The following is an 11653-nucleotide window of genomic DNA, read 5'->3' on the forward strand; positions in this document are numbered from 1 at the left end:
TTAGTGGAGATTCGCTTAAAATGTATGTTAATGATGTTTTACAGCTAAATGCACACGATAACATTTTGACAGCAGGAGGTATAGGACTTGTAGCTTATAAGACAGCAGCGAAGTTCGACAATATCAATGTCTCCGATATCACAACGGGCACTCCGACACCAACGCCTACTATAGCTCCAACAATTGCACCAACGGTAGCTCCTACGGCTACTCCAACAGCAAGTGCAACTCCCACTGCGACAGTAGCTCCAACCGTCACACCAACAGCAACACCAACAGCAACACCAACAGCAACACCAACAGCAACACCAACACCAGTTGCAGGCTCTATTTATGTAGCTCCAAATGGTCTGGACAGCAACGCAGGAACAATTGGTAGTCCAACCACACTGGCCTCAGCGATTACGAAGGTAGCCCCCGGGGAAACCATCTATATGCGTGGAGGGGTTTACACGTATTCTTCAACAATAATTGTTGGACAAGATAATAGCGGAAGCTCTAACTTACGAAAGAACATCGCTGCATATGGGACTGAGAAGCCTATATTGGATTTTTACGCCCAGCCATTTGACCCAGCTCAACGTGGTTTGCAGATATACGGTAACTACTGGAAGGTAAAAGGATTAGAGATAAGAGGCTCAGGAGACAATGGGATCTTTATTGGCGGGAACTATAACATTATTGAGAATGTTGAAACCCACCATAATCGGGATTCGGGACTGCAAATCAGCCGGTATGCTTCATCACTGACCAGCATGAGTCAATGGCCGAGCTATAATCAGATCATTGGAGTGTATTCTCATGATAATTATGATCCGGATAACGGGGAAGACGCTGATGGTTTTGCTGCTAAGCTGACCATAGGTCCTGGTAACGTATTCGATAAATGTATAGCTGCATGGAATACAGATGACGGCTGGGATCTTTACAGTAAATCAGAAACAGGCCCCATCGGAGTGGTGACGATCAAGAATAGTATCTCCTATAAGAACGGACAGACCTCAGATGGAAATTCAACGGCAAACAGTGATGGGAATGGATTCAAACTAGGTGGTGAAAAAATTGCAGTAAACCATATTGTGCTGAATAGCATAGCATTTCAAAATAAAAAACACGGATTCACTTACAATAGTAATCCAGGTTCCATTCAACTAACAAATAATACTTCTTGGAGTAACGGACAGAGTAACTTTGCTTTTGATGCCGGTACTCACCAATTTACGAACAACTTGTCTTTTGCTGGAGGATCGAGTGACAAAACAAGTGGAACCGATATTCTAAGTACTAATGTGTGGTGGAAAAGTAATGCAAGTACCAATGCCAAGGGTTTGGTGGCCAGTACCGCTGATTTTGTAAGTCTTACACCTTCAGTGGTGCGAAATGCAGATGGTTCTTTTAGTCTGGGCAGTTTCCTCAAATTAACTGGGGGTAGCGATCTAATCGGATCTGGAACACCTAGCGGAACTAATATTGGTGCAACTTTTCCGTGATTTGAAAGCTAGGGGTTTGAGCTCCTTATTTAATTGACTCTGTAGGATTAGATAGGTCATTTTATTCGATATTTTGATGGGCATGAGTCCGGTACTATACCGGATTTGTGCCTATTTGGTTTGTTTTAAGTATAAACCTTCCATCACGTTGGCAAACTAAGCCAGATTAACAAGTCACAATTTTGGGGGTAGTCTGCAGATGTCTGGAATTATTGAAACAATAAAAGAACAACTGGAAGGATCTAGTGATGCAGTTTTTCAAAACATTCGCCTTCATGGGCATTCCTGTGACTTGATCTATATCCCATTCATCGTAAATTCCCTGAGTCTTCATAAAGATATTGCATTGCCGCTAAGAAATGAAGCAAATTCAGAGCACAAATGGCCGGATTTTTTAGAACGATTGGATCGAGGAGCTGTTTTTCCCATCCCGTATCTTAAGGAGTTTGACATAAACAAGGCTGTGGATTTGATTGTTGCTGGAAAAGTAGTGCTTTATTTTGAAGAGCTTCCTTATGTTTATTATTTTGAGATCACGCAATATCAGAAAAGATCGGTTACGGAATCACAAAATGAACTTGTGGTGATTGGACCACAAGAAGCATTCATTGAAGATATTGAAACAAATCTGTCCCTGCTCCGACACAAAATTAAACATCCGGATCTAAAGACTATTCATTATACCATTGGTAAATATACAAAAACTGATGTGTATGTTGTATATATTGAAGGACTTTATAAAAAAGAAGTTCTTGCTGAAATTGAAAAGCAACTAAATGAAATAGATATTGATGGCATATTGGGCATTAGTTATATATCGGAACAATTACGGAAGGGGAACTTGACACCATTTCCGGTATTTCAATATACAGAACGCCCCGACTCGGTGGCAGCTTCTTTAATGGAAGGCCGGATCGGAATATTACAGGATGGCACACCCACTGCAATGATTGCACCTACCTCTTTTTTTACAATGCTACAATCCTCTGAGGATTATTATCAAAGCTTCTATGCCGCAAGCTGGATTCGAATCGTTCGATTTGTGTTCTCCATCATATCGATGATTCTTCCATCGCTTTATGTTGCGATTACAACCTTTCATCCTCAGATCATTCCCTCAAACCTGTTAATTACGATAGCATCTGCCAGAGAGAACATTCCTTTCTCAGCATTGACTGAGGCTTTGATTATGGAGCTTACCTTCGAAGCCCTTAGAGAAGCTGGAACCCGAATACCAAAGCCTGTAGGCCAGACCGTTTCAATTATTGGCGGTATAGTCATCGGTCAGGCTGCGGTGCAAGCGGGAATTGTATCCGCTCCTATGGTTATTGTTGTTTCCATTACCGGTATTGCCACCTACATTATTCCCCATTATGAGCTCGGTCTGACTTTTCGCTTACTTCGTTTCCCTTTATTGATTATGGGGGGAACAATGGGTTTGCTCGGGGTATATATTACAGCTTTTTTGATTTACGGGCATTTAGCTAATCTTAGACCGTTAGGATCACCATATTTACAACCCGTTGCCCCTTTGGTGTTAGAAGATTGGAAGGACACATTATCTCGCTTTCCCTCTAACTATATGAAGAAACGCAGCAAACTTTATAGCAACAGGAATCTAAGGAGACAGAATCAAAAATGAGAACTCTAAAGATAGGAGTTGTTATACTTCTACTCCTAAATTTAACAGGCTGTTGGTCTTCAAAGGTGGAACTGGACGAATTAACCTTTGTGTACGGCTTATTTATAGATGTAGGCAAAGAAGCAGGCACCGTTGAAATTACGATTAACTCTCCTTTGCCCAATCGTCTAAACTCGGGAAGCCAGCCTTCAAGTGGTAGCGGTGATGGGAATAGTTATTCTACAGTTTCTAAGACCGCAGATACGATCGCAGACGCCATGTTACTAGTTCAGAAAGATCTGACACGTCAACTTAGTCTTTCCCAATTGAAAATAATTGTCTTAGGGAAAGCTTATGCAGAACAAGGGATTGGTGAACTCCTATTATGGATTAGAAGAGAGCCAAGTCTCCCCCTTGGAACCTATGTCATGGCTAGTCCCGGCAGTGCAAAAGAGATGAATACATTAACACCTATCTATGAACAATTGCCTTCTGATGTACTGAGGAGCTTTGGAACAGAAAAATACATGTTTTCGACTACAATTAAGGACTGCATATTCGCTGAGGCTTCGGGCGTTGGATTTGCTATAAATAATCTTTCATTTGGTAAAAAAGAAGAAACTACAAAAGAAGGTAAACCACAATATTGGGCAGGCATTCAAGGAGCTATGTTGTTTCAGAATGAGAAAATGAAGGGAATACTAAAGCTTAAAGAGGGGAGGGCATTGGCATGGGCCGCAGGCAAGCTTAAGCTGTCGGTTTATTCTGTTACCTGGGATGGTGGAGAAAGTGCAGCAAGTGTTGTATTTGTTAGCGCCAAATCTTCGAAAAAAGTAAAAATAACGGATAAGGGTCCAGTTTTTACAGTGAAATTAAAGGGAAAAGCTAGTGTGATTTATTTAAGGGATCCTAAGAAAAGAAATCTAGAAGAGATCAGTAATATCATTACAGAGAAACTAAGCGATAAAGTAACTGCTAATCTGACCGAAGCTATACATTTATCCCAAAAAGCAGGTGCGGATGTTCTACAGCTGGGCATGTTGCTGGAATGGAATGATCCGAAACTTTGGAAGCAATTAAGAGAACGTTGGGATAATTACTACGCTCATGAGGCAGATATTAAGGTGAAGACGGACTTTCGGATTGTGGATTTTGGAACAGCAAAATAAAGAACTGAGGAAGGAGAAGTTATGCGTACAACAAAGTGGCAGCTGTTCCGGTTTATCACCATTTTTTTTAGCTCACAAACCACCATTTTTTTGATACCAGCTATTATTGCTACTTCCTCTTATCAAGGCTGGATTGCATTAATCGTTGGCTCCTTATTAGGATTGATATTATTGTGGTTTACAATCTATGTTGGTAAGCTGCGACCTAATCAAGCTTGGGTTCACTTTGGAAAAGAGATCATTGGCAAATGGCCACATAAATTTATGATTCTGCTCCTACTATGCTGGTGTGTTTATTATGTTTCTTTCGATATAGAGAATTTCGTACTATTTTTCGGCTCGAATTATTTAAGAGGAACTCCACCTCTATTTATCCAGTGTGTCGTTGGTCTCGTAATCATGTACACGGCAAGTCTAGGATTTGCAACAATTACATATATGGCCGATGGATTATTTATTATTTTCTTTATTACCGTGATCATTTTATTTAATTTATTCCTTCCAAACGCGGACTTTAATATGGTACCTGCTTTCTTTCATTATCATGATCCTGGAATCGCCCTGAAAGATTCTATTGTGGTCATGTCATGGTTTGGAGAATGGATTGTCCTTTTGTTCATTGCACCTGATTTAAAAATTGAAGCGAAAATGATGAAAAGATTAGTATTTGCGCAGTTCTATGTTTCAATTACGGTCTTAATAGGATGGTTATTGACAATGATGAGTTTTGGTCCACATTTAGGCCAGCAACTCCAATATCCTTTTCTCGAGATGGTGCGTAGTTCGAAAGAAGATAATTTATTAGGTAATACAGACCCGCTTTTGATTGGAATATGGTCGTCTTCGATGTTTATTCACAGCGCTTTCCTTATCTATATAGCTTCAAAATGTGTAGCAAGTTTATTTAATACTAATAGTAAAAAAATTTACGTTCCCCTTTTAACACTGGTTTCAGTGACAATAGCATACTTATATTCACGCGACGTCGGCAGATATTACGAACACTACAAAAGCTTTGCCATTGTGATCATTTGGCTAATCGTTGAAAGCATACCCATCTATTATGGGATTGTAGCCTTCTTTCGATATCGGCATAAGACGGCGAAATGAAAATCGAATGGAAGACGGGTGCTGTCTAATTATGGGCAGTGCCTTTTTTTGTGAATTATAAATCGGGTACGCTTTCTGTTATGATTAAAGCACTTATTACATAATTATCCTCAGATTGGATGGTGTATTCACATGAATCTTCAAGAAGTAGCTGAACTTATCAAATCTATTAGGGGCAATCTTGCCAAAGTCATTGTAGGAAAAGAGGAGGGAGTAGACCTGCTGCTGACCGCATTACTTGCGAATGGACATGTCTTGCTGGAAGATGTACCTGGTACGGGTAAAACCTTGCTGGCAAAGGTGCTTGCCAAATCATTGGATTGTTCATTTAAGCGCATACAATTTACGCCGGATTTATTGCCTTCCGATTTAAGCGGGATCAACTATTACAATCAGAAGACGGGAGAGTTTCAGTTCAGACCGGGTCCGGTATTTGCTAATATACTGCTGGCTGACGAAATTAATCGTGCAACACCTAGAACCCAATCCAGCCTACTGGAGTGTATGGAGGAACGGCAAATTACTATCGATGGGGTAACGCACGGATTAGAAGCACCGTTTCTTGTCATTGCTACTCAGAATCCGATAGACAACCAAGGGACCTTCCCACTGCCTGAGGCTCAATTAGATCGATTTTTGATGCGGATTACTACGGGTTATCCTACCTTTGATGAAGGGATACATATTTTGCAGCGTTTTCGTGAGAATAATCCGCTCGAAGAGTCTTTTCCTGTAGCAACGGCACAAGATATTCAAGCCGCACAGCGTTTAGCCGCATCGGTAAGTATCAGTGATGATTTATTAGGTTATATCGTACGGATAACGGAAGCTACCCGCAAATCTACGGCAGTAAAACTGGGTGCGAGTCCACGTGCCAGTGGCGCGTTGCTTAGATCAGCTCAGGGATATGCACTTATTCAAGGCAGATCCTATGTAACACCGGATGATATCAAAGCCGTGGCTGTTTCCGTGCTTGCACATCGTCTGCTGCTTCATCGGGGATTAGGCTCAAGAGAGGGACAAGCCGCGGATATTGTATTGCAAGTGCTTCGTGAAGTTGAGGTGCCTGCTGAACCCGTGACGTCCTTAAGAGGCGGAAAGGTGGAATGACCTATGGCTTTGCCTTGGTTCATTTTCATTACAGTGGCGTTGGTGTTACTTCTTGCTGACATTTATAAACGGAATGGTCTGAAAGCGCTTAGTTATTCTCGTTATTTTTCAAGTAAGACTGCTTATGAAGGAGAACGTATTGAGATGATCGAGGAGATCATTAATGCGAAGCTTCTTCCTTTGCCGTGGCTCCGATTGGAGTCTAGTATTGCGAGAGGTCTGGAATTTGGAAGTCAGGATAATCTTGGGATTAGTACAGGAGAAATCTCTCAGAATCATATTAGTTTATTCTATTTAAAATCTTATCGTCATATTAAAAGACGGCATCAAGTGACATGTGAGCGCCGTGGTTTATATCGTTTGGAATCCGTGACTATGACAACGGGAGATCCATTTGGTTTGACTCGAAAAAACAAAACATATCCACTCGAGTTAGAGTTGTTGATCTATCCCGTTCTGCTGAATCTAGACGAGCTTCCATTGCCCATTCATAGCTGGCTGGGTGAGCTTCCTGTGAAAAGATGGATCGTTGAAGATCCTTTTCTGACTGCTGGCATTCGTGAATATAGCTCAGGAGATTCTATGGGATTGGTAAACTGGAAGGCTACAGCACGTACTGGTGTTATGCAGGTTCATAAAAAAGATTACACGGCTGATTCCCGGCTCGTCATCTGTCTGAATATAGAGGACAGTGATTCCATGTGGAGAACGGTGACTGATGTGGAACGAATCGAGCAAGGAATAAGATATGCAGCGACTATAGCTGAATACGCAATGCAGCATGGAATTGAGACCGGATTAATCTGTAATGGCAGATTGGACGATGCTGGCGAAAGAGATCCAATTGAAGCAGAGCCGATGGCTCAGCTCGAAGATATGTTAGAGCTCCTGGCAAGGCTGAAGCTGGATAGAACACTTCCTATGAGTCGACTATTGGAATTGCAGGTTGAGAGTGGAATTAGTGACACAGATTTTCTAATCATAAGCTGCCATAGGGGAGCAGAATTGCAAAAGGCGACGGATCTCCTAATGCAGCAAGGCAATGGTGTGGAATGGCTGGATATTCCGGAACAAGGGAGAGAGAGCGCATGAAGCTTACGTTGTCTGGCTATGTAAGGGAAACAGTGAAACTCTGGTTGTGGTCTATTATTGAATTGTTGCTATTTCTACCGGTTTGGGTTCTATTTCAGATATATTTGTTGCCCCAACAAGATGAACAAATATGGTTGATTGCGCTGCCTATACTAGCTTTAGCAGGCATTCTTTTGCGCAATTTTTGCAATGTAAGATGGAAGCAATTACTTGCCGCCTTAATCCTCGGGGCATTATTAGGTGTGGCTTCAGGGAGTTTATCCATCGAAAGCCTTCCCTTAGGTGTGGCTGGAATTATATGTACATTCTTAGGGATGACGGTAGACTCTAGAAATAATAGATTCAGAATGTTTTGGATAGGTATAATAATCTATTTTGTGGCAACTATAGCGTTTCATAGAGTTCCTGAATTGGAGCCAAGTGTGCCGTTATTGACCTGGTGTGGCAGTCTGTATTTAATACTGACTTTACTTATTTCTAATAGCAGCTATATACGATACAGCGCACTTACTGAAGAGAATGAAACGCTGCCCAAAGGGATACAACGGAATAATCGTATATATGTCATTGTGATTGGAGTTATTGCAGCTGTACTAGCGGCAGGTGTCGGTAAAGCTATAGGATCATTGGTATGGAGACTCTTACGCTCATTTTTCAATTTTATTAATCAGTTATTTTCTGGCACAAAAGAACCAGAGCCTCCGCCAGCAGAATTGCCGCCAGCAACTCCGATGTTACCACCTGTTGGCGAGCAAAAGCGTGGCTGGCTAGCTATTATACTAGAATACGGGTTTTATATTTTGGCGGCGGTATTATTGGGGTTTGCAGCCTATTATGCACTTCGCTGGTTGTACAGAAATGCTGGAGAAAAGTGGCGGAAAGTCATAGATGCATTGTTATCGATGTTACGTAGGGAACATACCCCTAAGAATAATACAGCATATCTTGACGAGGAGAAAAGCGTCTTTACTTGGGAACAAACCGTTCGAGGGTTAAAGGATTTCTGGAGCTCTCGTCTTCCTTCAAAACATCGTAAGGATCGCTGGGATCAGATGAATGGCGAGCAGGAACGTGTCCGTTGGCTTTATCGGCGGTGGCTTAATATAAAGCGCGATAACGGTTATGAAATGAAAAGTTATCTTACGCCGCAGGAAACAAAAAGGGATGTTTTGCTATGGGGAGATCGTAGCAAGCATAAACGTAAGGGTGATGATGATTCTTTAGCAGCAGATCAATTGATTGAAATATATGAAAAAGTTAGATACGGAGAAGATGAGCCTGCCGCTTCTGATATTGCAGCTTTGAAAAATCAACTGAAATTATAGAATCATTTTCAGAATATATGCAAATTGGAACAAATAGGTTACAAAAGATCTGTAAGAGTTACAACATGGATACAATTGGATCTGTGCTAACCACTATAATAATTCTAGTAAAATACTCGTGGAGGGAAGTCAATGAGAAAGCATAGCAGTACATATGTTGTTTTACTCTTAAGCACCTTTGTCATAAGCCAGTTGACAGGGCATACCGCTTCGGCTGCTGCAGTTAGTTCTGTTCAGCCAAAATCGGCGGTAGCTGCTGCAACTGTAACAGCTCCTAGTAATCTGGGTTCCGTTTCTTTAGGAGCTAATATCAAAGCTACACTGGAAGATGTGAATATTTGGTCACAGCCTGGAGGCAATATTTTAACTTATACAATTAACTATTCGAATGGCAGCAACAAAAGTGCTAGCCTACTGTATTATTTTTCGAGAGTTATGACCTCTGGCGGCTCTGTTATTCCAGGGAATCCACTAAGTGCGGACGCTACTAAGAAAAAAGTGGGTTCTAACGAAAGCTTGCGCGTTACATATTATGTTAATGTTGGCCAGGTAAATTCGTTAAAAGGTATCAAGATTCCAATGTACGTTTGGGATTCCAAAACCAAGGGGTATCTCAAGCAAGTAGGAACTTTTAATATACCCGCCAACTATTCGCCAACCGCTGTAAACGGAAAAAATGTAAGCACTACAATGAATGACATTCCGGTTATTGCTAAAAGTGAATCCTTGGAGCTCTACAAATACAGCGGAAAGGTTTATGCCAAGGTGGGCATAAGCTTGACCAATAAAGGCAGCAAAGTATTAAGTGATCCTGGTTACGCAGCATATTTGGTCTCGGCAGGGGGAAGCTCGTATGAATTAGCCCTTGACCGTTCTCAGCTTAGTTATAAAATTCAGCCCCAAGAGAAAAAAACCATTTATTATCTTACAGAAATTCCTTCGTATATGAAGACGGAGAATATGAAACTGCAATTCACCCAAAAGGATGAGGCGCTGAAGCTGGAGATTGCCAAATCTTCGTACAAGCTGCCTGCGGCGACTACACCAAATCTGGTAGTTGGCAAAGGTGTAATCAAGAAAATTACCATCAATAACAATACGGTTGAAACCCAATTAAATAACGCAACCGTATACGCAGAGAACAACAAGGGATTCTGGACTTTTCAGCTGCGAGTGAAGAATACAGGAAAGACAGCCGTTACGTTACCTTCTTATGAGCTTGCCGTCAAATCCTCAACGGGGACAACCTTTCCGATCAATTCTAAGGGCTTGAGCGGATTAACCATAAAGCCTCTGGAGGAAAAAATCATCCCGCTTACCGCACAGGTACCCCTTGAGGTAGAACAGAATTCACTGCAATTGCAGATGATTGAGGCTGTTTCTGCTCCAGATAATAGTGAAACGGGAACTACTGGAGAAGGTGCAGCAACTGGAAGCACTGGTGGAACCAATGTCGCTACGAGCAACACAGCTAAACTAACGGTTCCGATTGCTTACTTTACGATCTCCTATACCTTGCGTCCTGAGATACAGAAAGGTATGGAATATAGAGCAACAAATGAATATGGGACGTTTACTTATAGTTTAGTTTCCTTGCAGCGTTTTCCATGGAAAGACGATGATATCGTTGTTGCCAGATTAAATATTACGAATACCCAATCGGTTGCCTTGTCTCTGCCGGAATTAAAGGGAGCTGTTCAGGTAGACAATGAGGACATGTCATCTTCAACGGAATTGTTTATGGATAAGGAAACTTCAACGATTGGGCCCGGTAAAAACGCTGAAATCTATGTGTTTGCCAAAATTCCTTATACACAAGAGTTCGATAAATTAAAATTAAATCTTTATTCTATGGTAAAAGAAGAGAAAAGCTCGTTCCTGTCAGTTACTACGAACAGCATGATGAACGCTGTAGCTTCTATTGAAACTGGAGGAAGTTATGTTATCTCTGGTAAAGGCAAGAACGCAAAAGTGCAAGAGAACAAAACCATTATTTATGAAGGACTTAACTCCAATCTCGTATACACAGAGCTGCTTCTGAGCAGTGAAGAGAAAAGACAAAGCAAAATGGCTCGCCTCCAAGCTTATTACAAAACGGGAGATGGTCAGCTATTCGAAGCTACAGCCAATCAGCCGGATACGTCTGCTACTCCAGGCGGTAAGCAATTAATCACCTTTTGGGCTAAGGTTCCCAAGGCTGTTAATGCTTCTGATGTAAGCCTGTTCCTTGGACCAGGGATTACTGGGAATAAGCTGACGGAACCCGGTCAGGAATCCACTGGATTTATTAATATGGCTTCACTGTCATTAAATCCGGTCATCACACCACCAGAGAAGAACTTGACGAAGGTGGCTATTTATCCGTATACCATGTCCGTTCTAAGTTCGGAAGGGCGCTCACTACAAGGCAGTGACTCTATAAATATAGTTATGAATTACAATCTTCTTCGTGACAGCAGCTATGATATGGGAACCTTCACGCATAAGCTGGTCCTCAAAATGACGGATCCATATGGTCTATCTCAGGAACGAAGCTTGAACATTGGCACCGATATTCTTGAAGGGACCAACAACTCGTATACAGCAAGCTTTAGCAATAATATGTATAAGAATTTGTCAGGAGGAACCTACCGGATCACGCTGTACGATGAATTCCAAGGCGAACGGATCGAGCTGGCTAGTCAAGCTTATAACATCAAGATTGATAGAGCAGTTGTAACTGAGAAATAGCATTTC

The 11653-nt window shown here is 41.6% G+C and carries 8 protein-coding genes; all 8 read left to right on the forward strand.

Features of this window, described 5'->3' with window-relative positions; translation table 11 throughout:
• Window positions 1-170 precede the first annotated feature (170 nt).
• The 8 genes from MHB56_RS27970 (at window position 171) to MHB56_RS28005 (ending at window position 11647) form a co-directional block, all read left to right on the forward strand.
• Window positions 171-1490, forward strand: coding sequence for a right-handed parallel beta-helix repeat-containing protein (locus MHB56_RS27970; protein ID WP_445667765.1), 1320 nt, complete (start codon window positions 171-173; stop codon window positions 1488-1490).
• Window positions 1491-1689: 199 nt separating this feature from the next.
• Window positions 1690-3132 carry a spore germination protein gene (locus tag MHB56_RS27975; RefSeq protein ID WP_076217912.1) on the forward strand — a complete coding sequence of 481 codons (1443 nt, stop codon included), beginning with the start codon at window positions 1690-1692 and terminating at the stop codon, window positions 3130-3132.
• A complete protein-coding gene (locus tag MHB56_RS27980; RefSeq protein WP_341144258.1) occupies window positions 3129-4280 on the forward strand; it encodes a Ger(x)C family spore germination protein in 1152 nt (383 codons plus the stop codon). Before MHB56_RS27975 ends, MHB56_RS27980 begins: the two co-directional genes overlap by 4 nt.
• Window positions 4281-4301: 21 nt before the next feature.
• The gene (locus MHB56_RS27985; protein WP_076129321.1) at window positions 4302-5390 is read left to right on the forward strand and encodes a GerAB/ArcD/ProY family transporter; all 1089 of its coding nucleotides are present in this window, start codon (window positions 4302-4304) and stop codon (window positions 5388-5390) included.
• A gap of 132 nt (window positions 5391-5522) precedes the next feature.
• Window positions 5523-6500: an AAA family ATPase gene (locus MHB56_RS27990; protein WP_076129322.1), complete on the forward strand. Its 978-nt coding sequence runs from the start codon at window positions 5523-5525 to the stop codon at window positions 6498-6500.
• A gap of 3 nt (window positions 6501-6503) precedes the next feature.
• A complete protein-coding gene (locus tag MHB56_RS27995; protein WP_076129323.1) occupies window positions 6504-7592 on the forward strand; it encodes a DUF58 domain-containing protein in 1089 nt (362 codons plus the stop codon).
• Window positions 7589-8917 carry a hypothetical protein gene (locus MHB56_RS28000; protein ID WP_076194294.1) on the forward strand — a complete coding sequence of 443 codons (1329 nt, stop codon included), beginning with the start codon at window positions 7589-7591 and terminating at the stop codon, window positions 8915-8917. Before MHB56_RS27995 ends, MHB56_RS28000 begins: the two co-directional genes overlap by 4 nt.
• A gap of 132 nt (window positions 8918-9049) precedes the next feature.
• A complete protein-coding gene (locus MHB56_RS28005) occupies window positions 9050-11647 on the forward strand; it encodes a hypothetical protein (protein ID WP_081386363.1) in 2598 nt (865 codons plus the stop codon).
• Window positions 11648-11653: the final 6 nt, after the last annotated feature.

The sequence above is a fragment of the Paenibacillus sp. FSL H8-0315 genome (assembly GCF_038005365.1).
GTDB lineage: Bacteria > Bacillota > Bacilli > Paenibacillales > Paenibacillaceae > Paenibacillus_AQ > Paenibacillus_AQ odorifer.

Coding starts and splice junctions, on each gene's coding strand:
- MHB56_RS27975 (WP_076217912.1), top strand. CDS start 1,690: ATGTCTGGAATTATTGAAACAATAAAAGAACAACTGGAAGGATCTAGT.
- MHB56_RS27980 (WP_341144258.1), top strand. CDS start 3,129: ATGAGAACTCTAAAGATAGGAGTTGTTATACTTCTACTCCTAAATTTA.
- MHB56_RS27985 (WP_076129321.1), top strand. CDS start 4,302: ATGCGTACAACAAAGTGGCAGCTGTTCCGGTTTATCACCATTTTTTTT.
- MHB56_RS27990 (WP_076129322.1), top strand. CDS start 5,523: ATGAATCTTCAAGAAGTAGCTGAACTTATCAAATCTATTAGGGGCAAT.
- MHB56_RS27995 (WP_076129323.1), top strand. CDS start 6,504: ATGGCTTTGCCTTGGTTCATTTTCATTACAGTGGCGTTGGTGTTACTT.
- MHB56_RS28000 (WP_076194294.1), top strand. CDS start 7,589: ATGAAGCTTACGTTGTCTGGCTATGTAAGGGAAACAGTGAAACTCTGG.
- MHB56_RS28005 (WP_081386363.1), top strand. CDS start 9,050: ATGAGAAAGCATAGCAGTACATATGTTGTTTTACTCTTAAGCACCTTT.